The sequence below is a fragment of the Curvibacter sp. GW821-FHT09D12 genome (genome assembly GCF_059416245.1).
Window position 1 is genome coordinate 320183 of the sequence record NZ_JBWKOU010000001.1, and the last position, 17453, is coordinate 337635.

The window sequence follows — 17453 nt, forward strand, 5'->3', positions numbered from 1 at the left end:
TTGCCATTCAAAATGGCAAACAGGTCGGGCCTGCTGGTCCGACAAATAGGAGGGGCTGCTGCGGCAGCGCTCCACAACAGGCGCAATAGCTATTAGTTACATAGCAAAAACATAATCAGGAGCGATTCATGAGTCAAAAAGTAGCATACGTCACCGGTGGCATGGGTGGCATCGGAACCGCCATCTGCCAGCGCCTGCACAAAGAAGGTTTCAAGGTCATCGCTGGCTGCGGCCCGACCCGCGACTTCAGCAAGTGGCTGGCCGAGCAGAAGGCTCTGGGCTACACCTTCTACGCCTCGGTGGGCAATGTGGGTGATTGGGATTCCACCGTCGAAGCCTTTGGCAAGGCCAAGGCCGAGCATGGCTCGATCGACGTGTTGGTGAACAACGCCGGCATCACCCGCGATCGCATGTTCCTCAAGATGACCCGCGAGGACTGGGATGCCGTGATCGAAACCAACCTCAACAGCATGTTCAACGTCACCAAGCAGGTGGTGGGCGACATGGTTGAAAAAGGCTGGGGCCGCATCGTCAACATCTCGTCGGTCAACGGCGAGAAGGGCCAGGCCGGCCAGACCAACTACTCGGCTGCCAAGGCCGGCATGCACGGCTTCACCATGGCCCTGGCCCAGGAACTGGCCAACAAGGGCGTGACGGTGAACACCGTGAGCCCGGGCTACATCGGCACCGACATGGTCAAGGCGATCCGCCCGGATGTGCTCGACAAGATCGTTGGCACCATCCCCGTCAAGCGCCTTGGCGAGCCCAGCGAAATCGCTTCCATCATCGCCTGGCTGGCGTCGGACGAAGGTGGCTATTCCACCGGCGCCGACTTCTCGGTCAACGGTGGCCTGCACATGGGCTGAAGCAAGCCTTGTTTTCAGTCGACCCCGCCTCTGGCGGGGTTTTTTTTCGTCTTTTTTGGTCAATTAGGCCGACGAGCGGGAACCATGGGGTGATGATCGATTCCGACTGGGAGGCTTTACAGCCTGTTTACAGTGCTGCCAGGGCGTTTGCCACAGCGGCATCCTGACCGCCATCACCCCAATGAGGACCTTCTGCCCATGCCCCACAGCGTTTCCCTGATCAGCACGATTGCCGTGGGCCTGGGCCTGTCCCTGATCCTCGGCTTCGTCGCCGTGCGCCTGCGCCTGCCTGCCCTGGTGGGCTACCTGGTCACGGGCATGATCGTGGGGCCCTTCACCCCGGGCTTCGTGGCTGACGCTGAAATTGCCTCGCAGTTGGCCGAGATCGGGATCATGTTGCTGATGTTCGGCGTGGGCATGCATTTCTCCTTTGCTGACCTGATGGCGGTGCGCCGCCTCGCGCTGCCGGGGGCGGTGGTTCAGATGACGGTGGCCACCCTCATGGGCATGGGTCTGGCCTGGGCCTGGGGATGGGCGCTGGGGCCGGCCCTGATGCTGGGGCTGGCCTTGTCTGTGGCCAGCACGGTGGTGTTGTTGCGGGCGCTGGAATCGTTTGGGTTGACGGATTCTTTCACCGGCCGGGTGGCCATTGGCTGGCTGGTCGTGGAAGACCTGGCGATGGTGCTGGTGCTGGTGCTGCTTCCCCCTCTGGCAGGTGTGCTGGGGGCGTCTGACCCCGCCCACGCGGCCGCGGGCAGTGCGTCGCTGCTGGGCACGCTGGGGCTCACGCTGTTGCGCGTCGGTGCGTTTGTGGCGGTGATGCTGGTGCTGGGGCGCCGGCTGTTCCCCTGGCTGCTCAAGCAGGTGCATCGAACCGGTTCGCGCGAGCTCTTCACGCTGTGCGTGGTGGCGGGCGCCGTCAGCATTGCCTATGCCTCGGCCGCTTTGTTTGGCGTGTCGTTTGCGTTGGGCGCTTTTTTTGCTGGCATGGTGATGCGGGAGTCCGAGTTCAGCCACCAGGCGGCGGAAGAATCCCTGCCCTTGCGCGATGCCTTTGCCGTGCTGTTCTTTGTGTCGGTGGGCATGTTGTTCGATCCCCAGGTGCTGCTGGATCGCCCGCTTCAGGTGCTGGGGGTGGTGCTGGTGATCATGCTGGGCAAGACGGTGGCAGCGGCCTTGTTGGTGGTGGCCCTGGGCCAGTCCTTGAGCACGGCCTTGCGCATCGCGGCCAGCCTGGCGCAGATCGGCGAGTTCTCGTTCATCCTGGTGGGCCTGGGGCGCACCTTGGGTCTGCTGCCCGCAGAGGGGCAGAGCCTGGTGGTGGCGGGGGCCTTGATCTCGATCGCCTTGAACCCCTTGCTGTTCGGCGCCTCCGGACCCTTGTGCACCTGGCTGTGCCGCCATTCAGCCCTGGCGCGCCGGCTGGAGTCGGCAAGCTAGGCATTCCTTTGCCTGCGCCGGCTCAATCGAGAGTGGCATGCCGATCCAGCAAGGCAAAGCAAGGGTCCCGTGTTTCCATGTCTCACCCCGTTGAACCTGCATTCGAGTCGGGTTTCCCAAATACCTGAGAGGGGTTTTGCGTGTGCGCTGTGATGCCCCGCGTGATCGCCCTGGCCCAGGTTGGCCAGGGTGGTTGGTTGAGGGCTTGAGCGCTTGCTCAACGCCGGGCTGCCGGGGCTTTGTGAGTAGATGCTTACCCCTGAGAGCTTTTGTGTCTTTGTTTTGCACCTGGGTGACAAGGTCGGGTCTGTTGTGGAATTCCACAATGCTGACACGTTTCATGGGCTATACAATCGCGCCCACTTTCGAGCAGGGTCCGGTCCGTTCCGGGCTTCATCCAAATGAATTCAAACCAAAAAACGCCTCAATCCAGCCCCGCTGCCCGCCCCGCCAAGCGGCCGCTGTACAAGTCCCTCTATGTGCAGGTGCTGTTGGCTGTGACCATCGGGGTCTTGCTGGGGCATTTCAACCCTGGCCTGGGGGCCGACATGAAGCCTCTGGGCGATGGCTTCATCAAGCTGATCAAGATGATCATCGCCCCCATCATCTTCTGCACGGTGGTGGTGGGCATTGCCGGCATGGAAGACATGAAGAAGGTCGGCAAGACCGGTGGCCTGGCACTGATGTATTTCGAGATCGTCAGTTCCCTGGCGCTGGTGGTGGGCCTGGTCATCGTGAACGTTCTGGCGCCGGGCGAGGGCATGCACGTCGATCCAAGTACCCTCGACACCAAGGGCATTGCAGCCTACACCGGCCCGGGCAAGATGCAGGGCACGGTTGATTTTCTGCTCAACGTGATCCCCAACTCGGTGGTGGATGCGTTTGCCAAGGGCGAGATCCTGCAGGTGCTGCTGTTCGCGGTGCTGTTCGGTTTTGCCCTGCACAAGTTCGGCGGGCGCGGCACCCTGGTGTTCGACTTCATCGAGAAGACCTCGCACGTGCTGTTCGACATCGTGGGCATCATCATGAAGGTGGCCCCCATCGGTGCCTTCGGTGCCATGGCTTTCACCATCGGCAAGTATGGCGTCGGTTCGCTGTTCAGCCTGGGCAAGCTGATGGGCTCGTTCTACCTGACCTGCCTGATCTTCGTCTTCGTGGTGCTGGGCACCATCGCCCGTGTGCACGGTTTCAGCGTCTGGAAGTTCGTCAAGTACATCAAGGAAGAGCTGTTGATCGTGCTGGGCACCTCCTCGTCCGAGTCGGTGTTGCCGCGCATGATGGAGAAGATGGAGAACCTCGGTGCCCGCAAGTCGGTCGTCGGGCTGGTCATTCCCACCGGGTACTCGTTCAACCTGGACGGCACCTCGATCTACCTCACCATGGCCGCCGTTTTCATTGCACAAGCCACCGACACGCCCATGACCCTGGTGCAGCAACTGACCTTGCTGGCCGTGCTGCTGTTGACCTCCAAGGGCGCTGCCGGCGTGACTGGCAGCGGCTTCATCGTGCTGGCGGCCACCCTGTCGGCGGTGGGCCACGTGCCGGTGGCGGGCCTGGCGCTGATCCTGGGCATCGACCGCTTCATGTCCGAGGCCCGGGCCCTGACCAACCTGGTGGGCAACGGTGTGGCCACCCTGGTGGTGGCACGCTGGACCGGCGATCTGGACATGAAGCGCCTGCAGGCGGGCCTCAACAACGAGACCTGGCAAGAGGCCGATGCCCCCGAGGTGCTGCTCGATCAGAAACAGGAAAAATTCGGCGCACATTGAGCGTCTGCAGTCGCCTGCCTGAAAGACCAGCCTGCGGGCTGGTTTTTTTGTGGGCGCCGCGCCTCCATTAGCATCCCCACCATGTGTGCCCACTACCAATCCTTGCGTGACCCGGCCGCCTGGCAGCGGGGTTTCGGCCTGGCGCCACCCGACGGCGGGCGCGATGATGTCTGGCCCAGTTACCCGGCCGCTTTCATCCGCCACCCGCAACCCGTGCCTGCCGCCGGGCTGCCGGCAGACCGGGTTGCGGCCGAGGCCCTGATCGGGCGCTTTGGCCTGGTTCCCCATTGGGCGCGTGACGAGGCTGTGGGCCGCCATACCTACAACGCGCGCAGCGAGACGGTGGCCAGCAAGCCCAGCTTTCGCGATGCCTGGCGCCTGGGGCGCCGGTGCGTGGTGCCCGCCGAGGCGATCTACGAGCCCGACTGGCGCAGTGGGCGGGGCGTGCCCACCCGCATCCGGCGCCGTGATGGGCAGCCTCTGGCCCTGGCGGGGGTCTGGACAGGCTGGCGCAGCCCCTCTGGCGAGGTGCTGCGCAGTTTCAGCCTGCTGACGGTGAATGCCGATCAGCACCCTTTCATGCGTCAGTTCCACAAGCCCGATGAGGAAAAGCGCATGGTGGTGGTGCTGCCCCCTCAGGCCCTGCACCGCTGGTTGCAGGCCCCGGTGGCAGACGCGGCTGCCTGGATCCAGGCCTGCGCCGCCGATGTCCTGTGCGTGGATGAGGCCAGCGAGCCCTCCGCCCCATCCGTACCCTTGACCCCTTCAGGCGGGCTGGGCGACACCGACGAGACGCTCAGCCTGCAACTGCCCCTGACCTAAGCTCAGCCGGCCGCGTTGCACACATCGGCTGTAGTCCATTTCAGGCAGCAACTGCCCACCGGTGGTCCAGACGATGTGCGTGGCCTGGGGCAGGTGGGGCCTCAGCCCGCGTTGGTCCAGCCAGGCCTGACCCGCCGGTGAGCCCAGCAATCGCCCAGGCCCGCTGAAGCCCGCGGCCGCCGAAGGCTCGATGCGCAGATCGGCGTGGTCCAGGGCCAGCACCAGGTGCTCGAACAAGGTGGCATCGGCCACCGTGAACACCCCCGACAGGCGCGGGCGCATCAGGCCCGCCGCCAGCAATGAAGCCCGGGGCACGGCCAGTCCGTCGGCCTCGGTCTGGTTGCTCAGGCCGTGGTCGTACACCGAGGGGTGGGCATCCGGTGCGGCCATCATCTGCAGCAGAAAGCAGGGCGATTGCACCGGCTCGGCAAAGAAACAATGCACATGCGCACCCATCAGCTCGCGCAGCCCGAAGGCGATGCCCGCCGGTGCACCGCCCACACCACAGGGCAGGTAGACAAACAGGGGGTGTTCGGCGTCGACCTGCCGCCCCTGCTGCTGCAGTTGGTCGCGCAGGTGCAGGGCGGCAGCGCTGTAGCCCAGCAACAGTGACGCCGAGCGTTCATCATCCACAAAATGGCACAGCGGGTTGCCGGCGGCCTGGGCCCGGCCGGCGGCCACGGCCTTTTCATAGTCGCCCAGGTGCTCCACCACCTCGACGCCGCGCTGGCGCAGGCGCTCTTTCTTCCAGGCCTTGGCATCGGCCGACATGTGCACCACCGCCTTGAAACCCAAGGCCGAAGCCATCACACCGATGCTCAGGCCCAGGTTGCCGGTGCTGCCCACGGCCACCTGGTGTTGGGCGAACAGCGCGCGTGCCGCACTTTGGCCCAACACCCGGTAATCGCTGCCGGCGTCGATCAGACCGGCCTGCAGCGCCAGGGCTTCGGCCTGTTGAAGCACCTCATGAAAGCCACCGCGGGCTTTGATCGACCCCGCCACCGGCAGGTTGTGGTCGGTCTTGACCCACAAAGCCCCCTGTTCAGCTCCCAGGCCCAGGGCGCCCTGAAGCCGGGGGGCCGGCAACAGCGCCGATTCGATCGCGCCCTTGCTGGCCCGCAGCTCCGGAAACAGATCGGCCAACAGCCCGGCAAAGCGTTGCAGGCGCGCGGCGGCGGCCCGGGTGTCGGCCAGGGTCCATCCGATCGGGCCGTCCGGGCCATCGGAGGGGGGGCTGCAGGGGGAGGGCTTGGACAGCTCGGGGTTGAGCCACAGGGTGGGCCGGGCCTGACGGATCTGGCCCTCCAAGGTCGCGGGGGAAGCTGGCAAAGTCATGAAGGGGCGCCGGCCACGCGGGGTGGCCCTGCCTGAAAAGCCGCGCCGCAACAGCGGCCCGGTGGGGAGAAATCGGTTTCAAACCCGGCATTCTTCACCCGCTGGCCTTGCGATGCAAGCAGCACCAGCCTGGGGCGGCCTGACCCGAAACGGTGACCTTGGGCCCGGCCGCGCTGGGCGGGGCTTTGCGCCCGCTGCAACCCGTCAAGGTGCATGGCCGGGCACCAGGGCAGGGCGTTGTCCGGGGGCGGGGCCTTGGGTGAGCACCTGGCATGCTGTTTGCACTGAGTTGCCAGCCTCGGTTATCAAAACCTGTATAGACAGCATATTGGTGCAAATCCCGATGAGGTGCACTGACTTGGTGAGGGACACTGCGGCAAGCGCGCACGGCGCAGGCCGGTGGGCGTTTGCGTTCATGTGATCTGCCTTGTTGTATAGACAGGATGGGTGCCCGGATGGTCCGGGCACTTGGCGCGGCGCCAGGGGCGCCTTGTGCAAACGGGGTTTCAATCCTTACAGGAGCATCAAAAATGGGTCGTTCAATGTTCAAGCTGGCGTCGTTGGTGGGCGCTGCAGGGCTGGTGGCAGGGCTGGCGGCGCCGGTGCAGGCGCAGGAAACCAAGATCGCCCTGGGCATGTCGGGCTGGACAGGCTTTGCACCCCTGACCCTGGCGGACAAGGCCGGGATCTTCAAGCAGCATGGCCTGGAGGTTGATCTCAAGATGATCCCTCAGAAAGACCGGCACCTGGCCCTGGCCTCCAAGGCCATCCAATGCGCGGCCACCACCGTCGAGACCCATGTGGCCTGGAACGCCAACGGCGTGCCCATCGTGCAGATCTTCCAGATGGACAAGTCCTATGGTGCCGATGGCCTGGCCGTGCGCAATGACGTCAAGGGCTTTGCGGACCTCAAGGGCAAGACCGTCGGCGTCGATGCCCCGGGCACCGCGCCGTATTTCGGCCTGGCCTGGATGCTCAGCAAGAACGGCATGAGCCTCAAAGACGTCAAGGTCACCACGTTGGCGCCCCAGGCGGCGGCGCAGGCCTTTGTGGCGGGCCAGAACGATGCGGCCATGACCTACGAGCCTTACCTCTCGACCGTGCGCTCCAACCCCACCGCCGGCAAGATCCTGGCCACCACGCTCGATTACCCGATGGTGATGGACACCGTGGGCTGCGACCCCGCCTGGCTCAAGGCCAACCCCAAGGCCGCCCAGGCGCTGACGGACTCGTACTTTGCCGCGCTGGAAATGATCAAGAACGATCCGGCCAAGTCCAATGACATCATGGGCTCGGCCGTCAAGCAGACCGGTGAGCAGTTTGCCAAGTCGTCGGCCTACCTGCGCTGGCAGGACAAGGCCGCCAATCAGAAGTTCTTCGCGGGTGAGTTGACCAGCTTCATGAAGGACGCCACCACCATCCTGCTGGAGGCCGGCATCATCCGCAAGGCACCGGAAAACCTCGCCGTCACCTTCGACGCCAGCTTCATCAAGTAAGCCATGAGCCGTTCGCAAGCCATGCCTTCCGCCCTGGCCAGCCCTGTGGCCGCGGCGCCCCGCCGGCGCAGCCCCTGGGCGCCGCTCGAACCCGTCAGCCTGCGTGCGCGCTGGCTGCTGGGCCTGGGTTTCTTTGTGGTGTTCGTGTTGGTCTGGGCCGGCTTCACGCTGGGCGGCTTGGTCTCGCCCACCTTTCTGGCCAGCCCCGTCACGATGGCACAAGAGGCCTGGCTGCTCTTCACCGAGTACGGCTTTCACAAGGACATCGGCATGACGGTGTGGCGCGTGCTGGGCGGCTTTGTGCTGGCGGCTGTCATCGCCGTGCCCCTGGGCATCGCCATGGGCGCCTACAAGGGGGTTGAGGCCTTCTTCGAGCCCTTTGTCTCGTTCTGCCGCTACCTGCCGGCCTCGGCCTTCATCCCGCTGCTGATCCTGTGGGCCGGCATCGGCGAGTTGCAGAAGGTGCTGGTGATCTTCATCGGCTCGTTCTTCCAGATCGTGCTGATGGTGGCCGTGATTGTCGGCGGGGCCCGCAAGGACCTGGTCGAGGCGGCCTACACCCTGGGCGCCAATGGCCGCGGCATCGTGCGCCGCGTGCTGATCCCTGGTGCGGCCCCCGAGATCGCCGAAACCCTGCGCCTGGTGCTGGGCTGGGCCTGGACCTATGTCATCGTGGCCGAGCTGATCGGCTCCTCGTCGGGCATCGGGCACATGATCACCGACAGCCAGGCCTTGCTGAACACTGGGCAGATCATCTTCGGCATCATCGTCATCGGGCTGATCGGCCTGGTGTCCGACTTTGCTTTCAAGGCCCTGAACCGGCGCCTGTTCGTGTGGAGCTTCTTCAAATGAGCCAGTTGTCCATCCAGGGCGTCTCGCGCGTCTTCGAGTCCAGCCGCGGCCAGCGCACCCAGGCCTTGCTGCCGGTCGATTTCGAGGTGCGCGACAACGACTTCGTCACCATCCTGGGCCCCTCGGGTTGCGGCAAGAGCACCTTGCTGCGCATCGTGGCCGGCCTGGACCACCCCAGCACCGGCCGCGTGCTGCTGGACGGCCAGCCCGTGCAGGGCCCGGGCGCCGACCGCGGCATGGTGTTCCAGAGCTACACGCTGTTCCCCTGGCTGACCATCGAGCAGAACGTGCGCTTCGGCCTGCGCGAGCGCGGCATGAGCGAGGCTGCTCAGAAAGAGCGTGCCGATTTCTTCATTGCCCGCGTGGGCTTGCGTGGCTTCGAGCAGCACTTTCCCAAGCAGCTCTCGGGCGGCATGCAGCAGCGCACGGCGATTGCCCGCGCCCTGGCCAACGACCCCAAGATCCTGTTGCTCGACGAGCCCTTCGGCGCCCTCGACAACCAGACCCGGGTGCTGATGCAGGAACTGCTGCTGGGCATCTGGGAGGCCTCGCGCAAGACCGTGCTGTTTGTCACCCACGACATCGACGAGGCCATCTTCATGGCCAACCGGGTGGCGGTGTTCAGTGCCCGCCCCGGGCGCATCAAGACCGAGCTGGCGGTGGATTTCCCACACCCGCGCCACTACACGATCAAGACCAGCCCCGAGTTCATGGCCCTCAAGGCCCGCCTGACTGAAGAGATCCGGGCGGAATCCATGGCTGCGGCCGAGCACTGAGGTTCGACGCCCACTGTCCCGCGCCCACTACGATAGCGCCCCATGTCACCCACGCCCGCCAGTCGCCGCAAGGCCTCATCCCATCTGCCCGCCACCGCGGTGGCCTCGGCCAGCGCTGTGCCGCTGACCGCCGCCACCTCTTCGCTGCCGCCGGCGCTCGCGCTTTACCAGCAGATCAAGGACCACATCTCGCGCAAGATCCAGGACGGCTCCTGGCCGCCGGGGCACCGCCTGCCGTCCGAGCACGAGCTGGTGGCGCAGTTCGGCATCTCGCGCATGACCGTCAACCGGGCCCTGCGCGAGCTGACCGAGCAGGGCAGGGTGGTGCGGGTGGCCGGTGTGGGCAGCTTCGTGGCCGAGGAAAAGCCCCAGTCCACCTTGTTGCAGATCGCCAACCTGGCCAGCGAGATCCGCCAGCGGGGTCATGACTACCGCTGCGAGGTGCTGGTGGTGGAGCGCATCTCCGCTTCGCTGGAGGTGGCCGCCGCGCTTGACCTCCGCCTGGGCGATTCGGCCTTTCACTCGGTGTGCGTGCACCTGGAAGACGGCGTGCCGGTGCAACTGGAAGACCGTTACGTCAACCCCCGGGTGGTGCCCGACTTTGGCGCGCAGGACTTCAGCCTGCAGCAGCCCTCCGAGTACCTGGTGCGCAACGTGCCTTTCGACCAGGTCGAGCACGTGGTGGATGCCGTGCTGCCCACCCTCGAGCAGGCCGACCGCCTGGCCATGGTGCCCACCCAGCCCTGCCTGCTGCTGACCCGGCGCACCTGGACCCGTGGTGTGCCGGTGACGGTGGTGCGCTGCCTGCACCCGGCCTCACGCTACCGCCTGGGCAGTCGTTTCAAGGCCGACGGCAACCCCGTCTTCGGCTGAGCCGGCCACGCTTTTTGGACGGCCTTGTTTTCGTTTCAGACAACTTGTATAGACAGGATGGTCAACATGACATCGAACCCCATCGCTACCGCCCCCGAATTGCTGCTGGAGCCCGGTCAGGTGAGCCTGGCCCAGTGGCGCCGCATTGCCTCCGGCGGCCTGAACCTGCGCCTGCATGCATCGGCGCACGCCGGCCTGCTGGCGGCCCAGTGCTGCGTGCAGCGCATCGTTGATGAAGACCAGGTGGTGTATGGCATCAACACCGGCTTCGGCAAGCTGGCCAGCACCCGCATTGCCCATGAGCGCCTGGCCGAGCTGCAGCGCAACCTGGTGCTGTCGCACAGCGTGGGCACGGGCGATTCGCTGCCCGCCCCGGTGGTGCGCATGGTGCTGGCCTCCAAGGCGGTCAGCCTGGCGCGCGGCCACTCGGGGGTGCGGCCCGAACTGGTGGACGCCTTGCTGGCGCTGGCCAATGCCGATCTGCTGCCGGTGATCCCGGCCAAGGGTTCGGTCGGGGCTTCGGGCGATCTGGCCCCTCTGGCCCATTTGGCCTGTGTGCTGATCGGCGAGGGCGAGGTGATGCTGCCCGAGGGGGGGCGCCTGGGCGGCGCCCAGGCCCTGGCGCGCATCGGCTTGCAGCCCTTTGTGCTGGGCCCCAAGGAGGGGTTGGCCCTGCTCAACGGCACCCAGGTGTCCACTGCGCTGGCACTGGCCGGCCTGTTCGGCGCCGAAGAGGTGCTGGCCGCCGGGCTGGCGGCCGGGGCCTTGTCGCTGGAGGCCATCAAGGGCTCGGTCAAACCGCTGGATGCGCGCATCCATGCCGCCCGGGGGCAGCCCGGCCAGATCGCCGTGGCCGCTGCGCTGCGTGAGTTGCTGGAGGGCAGCGACATTGTTCATTCGCACGAGCACTGCGGCCGTGTGCAAGACCCGTATTCGATCCGCTGCGTGCCCCAGGTGATGGGCGCCTGCCTGGACAACCTCCAGCACGCAGCCCGTGTGCTGCAGACCGAGGCCAATGCGGCCTCGGACAATCCACTGGTGTTTGACAACGGCGATGTGATCTCGGGCGGCAATTTCCACGCCGAGCCGGTGGCCTTTGCCGCCGACATCATCGCCCTGGCGGTGTCCGAGATCGGTGCCATTTCGGAGCGCCGCATGGCCTTGTTGTTGGACACCGGGTTGTCGGGCCTGCCGGCTTTTCTGATCCGCGACAGCGGCGTCAATTCGGGTTTCATGATTGCCCAGGTCACGGCCGCGGCGCTGGCCTCCGAGAACAAATCGCTGGCCCATCCAGCCAGCGTCGACAGTCTGCCCACCTCGGCCAACCAGGAAGACCACGTCTCCATGGCCACATTTGGTGCCCGCCGCCTGGCCGACATGGTGACCAACACCGCCGTGGTGGTGGGCATCGAGGCCATGGCCGCCGCCCAGGGCCTGGATTTCCAGCGCCCCTTGAAGAGTTCGCCAGCCGTGGAGGGCCTGATGGCCGGCATCCGCCAGCGCGTGGCCTTCCTGGAGCAGGACCGCTTTTTGGCCCCCGACATCGAAGCCATGCGCCTGTGGGCTCGCCAGACCGATTGGCCGGCCTGCCTGAAGGCCGTCTGGCCCAGCGCAGCGGCTGCCGGGCTTTGACCTGACGCCTTCCATTTTTCGTCCACCGTCTTACCAGGAGTGTTGACCATGAACGCCAATGACCACCTCATCGCCGCCGCCACGGCCCCGGCCACCGATCCCCGCCACGACCCGAGCCGCGTGATCCGCGCCCCGCGCGGCGCCGAGAAAAGCTGCAAGAGCTGGCTCACCGAAGCGGCTTATCGCATGATCCAGAACAACCTCGACGCCGAGGTGGCCGAGCGCCCGCAAGACCTGGTGGTCTATGGCGGCATCGGCCGGGCGGCCCGCGACTGGGCCTGCTACGACGCCATCCTGGAGAGCCTGCGCCAGCTCAACGACGATGAAAGCCTGCTGATCCAGTCGGGCAAGCCCGTGGGCGTGTTCAAGACCCACGAGAACGCCCCCCGCGTGCTGCTGGCCAACTCCAACCTGGTGCCCAAGTGGGCCCACTGGGAGCACTTCAGCGAACTCGACCGCAAGGGCCTGTTCATGTACGGCCAGATGACCGCGGGCAGTTGGATCTACATCGGCACCCAGGGCATCGTGCAGGGCACTTACGAGACCTTTGCCGAGGCCGGTCGCCAACACCATGGCGGCAGCCTCAAGGGCCAGTGGATCGTCACCGCCGGCCTGGGCGGCATGGGGGGCGCCCAGCCCCTGGCCGCCACCTTTGCGGGTGCGGTGTCGCTGAACATCGAATGCCAGCAGGCCAGCATCGACTTCCGCCTGCGCACCCGATACCTTGACCAACAGGCGCGTGACCTGGACCACGCCCTGGCGCTGATCGCCCAGTACACGGCTGCGGGTGAGGCGGTGTCCATCGGCCTGCTGGGCAATGCGGCCGAGGTGCTGCCTGAGCTGGTGCGCCGGGCCCAGGCCGGTGGCCTCAAGCCCGGGCTGGTGACCGATCAGACCTCGGCCCACGATCTGGTCAATGGCTACCTGCCGGCCGGCTGGAGCGTGGCGCAATGGCGTGCCGCCCAGCAGGACCCGGCCCAGCATGCGACCCTGAAAAAGGCCGCGGCCCAATCGTGTGCCCGCCACGTGCAGGCCATGCTCGATTTCCAGGCCCTGGGTGTGCCGGTGGTCGACTACGGCAACAACATCCGCCAGGTGGCGTTCGATGAAGGGGTGAAGAACGCCTTCGATTTCCCCGGCTTTGTGCCGGCCTACATCCGCCCCCTGTTCTGCGAGGGCAAGGGCCCCTTCCGCTGGGTGGCCCTGTCGGGCGACCCGGAGGACATCTACAAGACCGACGCCAAGATCAAGGCGCTGTTCCCCGAGAACACCCATGTGCACCGCTGGCTCGACATGGCCCGCGAGCGCATCAGCTTCCAGGGCCTGCCGGCGCGCATCTGCTGGCTGGGGCTGGGCGAGCGCCACAAGGCGGCGCTGGCCTTCAACGAGATGGTGCGCACGGGCGAGCTCAAGGCGCCCATCGTGATCGGCCGCGACCACCTGGACACCGGTTCGGTGGCCAGCCCCAACCGCGAAACCGAGAGCATGAAGGACGGCACCGACGCCGTCAGCGATTGGCCCCTGCTGAATGCCCTGCTCAACACAGCCGGCGGCGCCACCTGGGTCAGCCTGCACCACGGCGGGGGGGTGGGCATGGGGTATTCGCAGCATTCGGGCGTGGTCATCGTGGCCGATGGCAGCGAGGCGGCCGACCAGCGCCTGGCCCGCGTGCTCTGGAACGACCCGGCCACCGGGGTGATGCGCCATGCCGACGCCGGCTACGAAAGTGCCCAGGCCTGCGCGCGCCGAAACGGCCTGAACCTGCCCATGCTCAGGGACTGAGGGCGGGAAGGCTGGAATCTCAAAAGCCGCCCCCCATTCCCAGCAGGTGGGAATGGGGTCTTGGCGGGTCTGCCCTGACGCCAGATACTGCAAGCCAAGCAACGCTTCAGCGCTCACCTCATTCCCATGACCGCCGGATCTGACACCCCCCCCGCCACCGACCGCACCCTGCAGGTGCTGTCGGTGCTGGCGCAGCACCGCGAACCACTGAGTGCGCTGGAGCTGAGTGCCGCCACAGGGCTGGCCAAGAGCACGCTGTACCGCCAGATTGCCACCTTGCGGCGCTGGGGTTTTGTCATGGAGGTCGATGGCCGCTATGGCCCGGGCCCCGCCAGTGTCGAGCTGGCCAGCGGCTTCGATGCCAACTCGCGCCTGGTGCAGTGCGCACGGGCCGACCTGCAGGCCCTGGCCCGCCTCAGCAGCGAGAGCGTGGCCCTGGTCGCGGTGCTCAACGAACGGGCGGTGTGCCTGGAGATGGTGGACAGCGTGCAGTCGCTGCGTTGCTCCTTCGACAAGGGGCGCAGTGTGCCCTTGCGTGACGGTGCCAGCGCCAAGTGCCTGCTGGCCCATCTGCCCGAGGCCCAACGCGATGCGGTCCTGGAGCGGCTGGCGCTCGATGCCACCGAGCGCGAAACCCGACGCCACGAGTTGGCAGCCATCCGTGAGCGTGGCCATGCCATCACGGCCGGCGAGGTGGATGCCGGTGTCTGGGGCGTCAGCGCGCCCCTGCTCGATGGCCAGCGCCAGTTGCAGGGTGCCATCACGCTGATGGCACCGACCTTGCGTATCGATGGCCGCGAGGCGGCCTTTGTGCACATGACCCTGGTCACCGCGGCACGCATTGCCCGCGCGCTGCAGGGCCCGTGACCCGACGCCTTGTTGTGATTCCTTTCCCCCCCCCCCGCTGTTTCCCTCCAACCTGACAGGACCTCCCCATGAACTTCCGTCGCCAACTCATCCTCGCCGCCCTGGCCTTCAGCAGCTTGGCTGGCCTGCACGGCGCTGCCAGCGCCCAGACCGATGTGCTGCACGTGGCCACCGATGCCACCTTCCCGCCCATGGAATACACCGACAACGGCAAGCGCACCGGCTTTGATGTCGAGTTGGTGGAGGCCGTGGGCGCCGCCATGGGCAAGAAAGTCGAATGGGTGGACATCGACTTCAAGGGCCTGATTCCGGGCCTGATTTCCAAGCGTTTCGACATGGCCGTGTCGGCCATCTACATCACTGACGAGCGCAAGAAGGTGGTCGACTTCACCGAGCCCTACTTTGCCGGTGGTCTGGTCACCATGGTCAAGGCCGGCAGCGCCATGAAGGCTCCGATCGACCTGAATGGCAAGAAGGTATCGGTGCAGGTGGGCACCAAGTCGGTGGCTTTTGTGAAGCAGGCTTTCCCCCAAGTGCAACTGGTCGAAGTCGAGAAGAACCAGGAGATGTTCAACCTGGTGGACATCGGTCGCGCCGATGCGCTGGTGACCGGCAAGCCCGCCGCTTTCCAGTACATGCGCACCCGCCCGGGCCTGCAGGTGCTGGAGCCCCAGCTCACCACCGAGGAGTACGGCATGGCCTTGCGCAAGGACACGCCCGAGCTGACCCGCGCCGTCAATGCCGCGCTGGCCAAGCTCAAGGCCGACGGCAGCCATGCGCGCCTGGTGGCCAAGTGGTTCCCGGCTGGCAAATGACGGCTTGAGCGCCCCCTGACTGAAGGCACTCCACCCCATGGACTTCGATTTTTCACCCGTCTGGGCGGGCTGGCGCGATCTGCTCAACGGCGCCGCCGTCACGGTGCAGATCACCGCCTGTGCCCTGCTGCTGGGCTGTGTGCTCGGCCTGCTGGCCGGCATGGGCCGCCTGCGGCGCGGCAACCCGCTGGTCTACGGCCTTTGCACGGCGTATGTCGCGCTGATCCGCGGCACACCGCTGCTGGTGCAACTGTTCATCCTGTTCTTCGGCTTGCCGCATTTCGGGCTGCTGCTGCCGGCCTTTGTGTGCGGCGTGCTGGGCATGGGCATTTACTCGGGCGCTTATGTGTCGGAGATCGTGCGCGGGGCCATCCAGTCGGTGGACCGCGGACAGATGGAGGCCGCGCGCTCCATGGGCATGTCTTACGGGCAGGCCATGCGCAGCGTGATCCTGCCGCAGGCCGTGGTGCGCATGATCCCACCGCTGGGCAATGAGTTCATTGCCTTGATCAAGAACTCGGCCCTGGTGTCGCTGCTGACCATCCACGACGTGATGCACGAGGGCCAGAAGATCATCAGCGTGTCGTACCGCTCGCTTGAGGTGTACCTCGCGATCGCGGCGGTGTATTTCGTGCTCACGGGCCTGACCACCCTGGCCCTGCGGCACATCGAACAGCGCCTGCGCGCCGGAGGCATGGTGCAATGAGCCCGACCCTGAAACAGACGCCGCCCGCGGCGCAGGCGGCGCAAGCGGCCGGACCCATCGTGCGCATCCGTGGCCTGGGCAAGCGTTACGGCGATCATGTGGTGCTGAAAGGCATCGACTTCGAGGTTCAGCCCTCGCAGGTGGTGGTGGTGATCGGGCCCAGCGGCTCGGGCAAGAGCACCTTCTTGCGCTGCTGCAACGGGCTGGAGCAGCCCGAGCAGGGCAGTGTCGAGATCGTGGGCCACACCCTGGTGCGTGACGGCCAGATGCTGGGCGAGCGCGAGCTGAACGCCTTGCGCACCGAGGTGGGCATGGTGTTCCAGTCGTTCAACCTGTTCCCGCACCTGTCGGTGCTGGGCAACGTCACCCTGGGCCCGCGCATGCTGCGGGGCCTGAGTGCCGCCCAGGCCGAAGCCGAGGCTCGTGAGCTGTTGCAGAAGGTGGGCCTGTCGGCCAAGGCCGATGCCATGCCCGCCAGCCTGTCAGGCGGCCAGAAACAGCGCGTGGCCATTGCCCGGGCCCTGGCCATGCGACCCAAGGTGATGCTGTTCGACGAACCCACTTCGGCCCTCGACCCCGAGCTGGTGGGCGAGGTGCTGCAGGTCATGAAGCTGCTGGCCAGCGAGGGCATGACCATGATGGTGGTCACCCACGAGATGGGTTTTGCCCGCGAGGTGGCCGATGTGGTGGTGGTCATGGACGGCGGCGGCATCGTCGAGGCCGGCGACCCGGCCACCGTGTTCGGCGCCCCGCGCCAGGAGCGCACCCGGCAATTTCTGCAGGCCGTGCTGAGCCGTTCGTGAGCCTGGAGGCCAGATCCGAGATGCCAGACCTGCACTTCTTCGACCGCCGAGCCCTCGAGGCCATGCCCTGGAAGAACGGCGGCGGGTTGACCCGCGAGATCGTCTGCCAGCCCCCGGGCGCGGGCCTGGACGCTTTTGACTGGCGGGTGAGCATTGCCCACATCGCCAGCGATGGTCCGTTCTCCAGTTTCACCGGGGTGGACCGCGTGATCACGCTGCTCGAAGGCGCCGGCGTGCACCTGGCCTCTGGCGATGGCGCGGTGGCGCACCGCCTGTCCACACCGTGGCAGCCCTTTGCCTTTGCGGGCGAAGCGGCCATCGACAGCCGCCTGCTGGGCGGCCCTTGCGATGACTTCAACGTGATGACGCGGCGCGAGCGCTGCCGGGCCTCGGTCACGGTACTGCGTGGTGATGTGGGGCAGGCCCTGCCGTCGGCGCCAGCCGGCTTGTTGATGAGTCTGCAGGGGGCCTGGCAGCTGTGTGGCGCTGAAACCGTGGCGCTGGCGCCCGACCAGGGCCTGTGGTGGCAGGCCGGGGCAGGGCGCTTCGGCCCCTGGCGGCTGACGGCCGATGGGCCGCAGGCCGCACTGATCGTGGTGTTGATACAGGAGGTCTGAAG

At 66.3% G+C, this 17453-nt stretch carries 15 protein-coding genes and 1 pseudogene; 15 read left to right on the forward strand and 1 reads right to left on the reverse strand.

The annotated features are described in order from the left end of the window. The first annotated feature begins 128 nt into the window (after nt 1-128). From phbB to AC07PT_RS01545, 4 genes and pseudogenes are all read left to right on the forward strand, one after another. Nucleotides 129-866, forward strand: a complete 738-nt coding sequence (gene phbB / locus AC07PT_RS01530; protein ID WP_492345175.1) for an acetoacetyl-CoA reductase — start codon at nt 129-131, stop codon at nt 864-866. A 198-nt stretch (nt 867-1064) separates the two neighbouring features. Beyond that, nucleotides 1065-2294: pseudogene (locus tag AC07PT_RS01535) on the forward strand (cation:proton antiporter domain-containing protein); the annotation flags it as partial. Nucleotides 2295-2707: 413 nt separating this feature from the next. Further along, nucleotides 2708-4075: a dicarboxylate/amino acid:cation symporter gene (locus AC07PT_RS01540; protein ID WP_494655553.1), complete on the forward strand. Its 1368-nt coding sequence runs from the start codon at nt 2708-2710 to the stop codon at nt 4073-4075. Nucleotides 4076-4156: 81 nt separating this feature from the next. Then, the gene (locus AC07PT_RS01545; RefSeq protein ID WP_494655554.1) at nt 4157-4897 is read left to right on the forward strand and encodes an SOS response-associated peptidase; all 741 of its coding nucleotides are present in this window, start codon (nt 4157-4159) and stop codon (nt 4895-4897) included. Here AC07PT_RS01545 and dsdA read toward each other — a convergent pair. After that, on the reverse strand, nt 4841-6232 hold the full coding sequence (gene dsdA, locus AC07PT_RS01550; RefSeq protein ID WP_494655555.1) for a D-serine ammonia-lyase: 1392 nt from the start codon (nt 6230-6232) through the stop codon (nt 4841-4843). The two genes, AC07PT_RS01545 and dsdA, sit on opposite strands and share 57 nt — an antisense overlap. Before the next feature lie 530 nt (nt 6233-6762). Here dsdA and AC07PT_RS01555 point away from each other — a divergent pair. The 11 genes from AC07PT_RS01555 (at nt 6763) to AC07PT_RS01605 (ending at nt 17451) form a co-directional block, all read left to right on the forward strand. Further along, nucleotides 6763-7728, forward strand: a complete 966-nt coding sequence (locus tag AC07PT_RS01555) for an ABC transporter substrate-binding protein (RefSeq protein ID WP_492345181.1) — start codon at nt 6763-6765, stop codon at nt 7726-7728. Between the two features lie 3 nt (nt 7729-7731). Further along, on the forward strand, nt 7732-8580 hold the full coding sequence (locus AC07PT_RS01560; RefSeq protein WP_494655556.1) for an ABC transporter permease: 849 nt from the start codon (nt 7732-7734) through the stop codon (nt 8578-8580). Beyond that, nucleotides 8577-9356 carry an ABC transporter ATP-binding protein gene (locus AC07PT_RS01565; RefSeq protein ID WP_019575348.1) on the forward strand — a complete coding sequence of 260 codons (780 nt, stop codon included), beginning with the start codon at nt 8577-8579 and terminating at the stop codon, nt 9354-9356. Before AC07PT_RS01560 ends, AC07PT_RS01565 begins: the two co-directional genes overlap by 4 nt. Before the next feature lie 42 nt (nt 9357-9398). Beyond that, nucleotides 9399-10229 carry a histidine utilization transcriptional repressor HutC gene (gene hutC / locus AC07PT_RS01570; protein ID WP_494655557.1) on the forward strand — a complete coding sequence of 277 codons (831 nt, stop codon included), beginning with the start codon at nt 9399-9401 and terminating at the stop codon, nt 10227-10229. A 66-nt stretch (nt 10230-10295) separates the two neighbouring features. Then, nucleotides 10296-11861, forward strand: a complete 1566-nt coding sequence (hutH, locus tag AC07PT_RS01575) for a histidine ammonia-lyase (RefSeq protein ID WP_494655558.1) — start codon at nt 10296-10298, stop codon at nt 11859-11861. 48 nt (nt 11862-11909) lie between these two features. After that, nucleotides 11910-13643, forward strand: coding sequence for a urocanate hydratase (hutU, locus tag AC07PT_RS01580; protein ID WP_494655559.1), 1734 nt, complete (start codon nt 11910-11912; stop codon nt 13641-13643). 126 nt (nt 13644-13769) lie between these two features. Next, nucleotides 13770-14510 (forward strand): IclR family transcriptional regulator, encoded by a 741-nt coding sequence (locus AC07PT_RS01585; RefSeq protein WP_494655560.1) that lies wholly within the window; start codon nt 13770-13772, stop codon nt 14508-14510. Between the two features lie 68 nt (nt 14511-14578). Further along, entirely contained in the window at nt 14579-15325 is a 747-nt protein-coding gene (locus AC07PT_RS01590) for a transporter substrate-binding domain-containing protein (RefSeq protein WP_492345187.1), read from the forward strand. A 37-nt stretch (nt 15326-15362) separates the two neighbouring features. After that, the gene (locus AC07PT_RS01595; protein ID WP_492345188.1) at nt 15363-16031 is read left to right on the forward strand and encodes an amino acid ABC transporter permease; all 669 of its coding nucleotides are present in this window, start codon (nt 15363-15365) and stop codon (nt 16029-16031) included. Beyond that, nucleotides 16028-16834 (forward strand): amino acid ABC transporter ATP-binding protein, encoded by an 807-nt coding sequence (locus tag AC07PT_RS01600; protein WP_494655561.1) that lies wholly within the window; start codon nt 16028-16030, stop codon nt 16832-16834. Before AC07PT_RS01595 ends, AC07PT_RS01600 begins: the two co-directional genes overlap by 4 nt. A 20-nt stretch (nt 16835-16854) precedes the next feature. Continuing rightward, entirely contained in the window at nt 16855-17451 is a 597-nt protein-coding gene (locus AC07PT_RS01605; protein WP_492345190.1) for a HutD/Ves family protein, read from the forward strand. Nucleotides 17452-17453 lie beyond the last annotated feature (2 nt).

Excerpts from the sequence above, each read along its gene's own strand:
- AC07PT_RS01540 (WP_494655553.1), top strand. The coding sequence starts at position 2,708 with ATGAATTCAAACCAAAAAACGCCTCAATCCAGCCCCGCTGCCCGCCCC.
- AC07PT_RS01585 (WP_494655560.1), top strand. The coding sequence starts at position 13,770 with ATGACCGCCGGATCTGACACCCCCCCCGCCACCGACCGCACCCTGCAG.
- AC07PT_RS01545 (WP_494655554.1), top strand. The coding sequence starts at position 4,157 with ATGTGTGCCCACTACCAATCCTTGCGTGACCCGGCCGCCTGGCAGCGG.
- hutC (WP_494655557.1), top strand. The coding sequence starts at position 9,399 with ATGTCACCCACGCCCGCCAGTCGCCGCAAGGCCTCATCCCATCTGCCC.
- AC07PT_RS01560 (WP_494655556.1), top strand. The coding sequence starts at position 7,732 with ATGAGCCGTTCGCAAGCCATGCCTTCCGCCCTGGCCAGCCCTGTGGCC.
- AC07PT_RS01595 (WP_492345188.1), top strand. The coding sequence starts at position 15,363 with ATGGACTTCGATTTTTCACCCGTCTGGGCGGGCTGGCGCGATCTGCTC.
- dsdA (WP_494655555.1), bottom strand. The coding sequence starts at position 6,232 with ATGACTTTGCCAGCTTCCCCCGCGACCTTGGAGGGCCAGATCCGTCAG.
- phbB (WP_492345175.1), top strand. The coding sequence starts at position 129 with ATGAGTCAAAAAGTAGCATACGTCACCGGTGGCATGGGTGGCATCGGA.
- AC07PT_RS01590 (WP_492345187.1), top strand. The coding sequence starts at position 14,579 with ATGAACTTCCGTCGCCAACTCATCCTCGCCGCCCTGGCCTTCAGCAGC.
- AC07PT_RS01565 (WP_019575348.1), top strand. The coding sequence starts at position 8,577 with ATGAGCCAGTTGTCCATCCAGGGCGTCTCGCGCGTCTTCGAGTCCAGC.
- AC07PT_RS01605 (WP_492345190.1), top strand. The coding sequence starts at position 16,855 with ATGCCAGACCTGCACTTCTTCGACCGCCGAGCCCTCGAGGCCATGCCC.
- hutU (WP_494655559.1), top strand. The coding sequence starts at position 11,910 with ATGAACGCCAATGACCACCTCATCGCCGCCGCCACGGCCCCGGCCACC.
- AC07PT_RS01555 (WP_492345181.1), top strand. The coding sequence starts at position 6,763 with ATGGGTCGTTCAATGTTCAAGCTGGCGTCGTTGGTGGGCGCTGCAGGG.
- hutH (WP_494655558.1), top strand. The coding sequence starts at position 10,296 with ATGACATCGAACCCCATCGCTACCGCCCCCGAATTGCTGCTGGAGCCC.
- AC07PT_RS01600 (WP_494655561.1), top strand. The coding sequence starts at position 16,028 with ATGAGCCCGACCCTGAAACAGACGCCGCCCGCGGCGCAGGCGGCGCAA.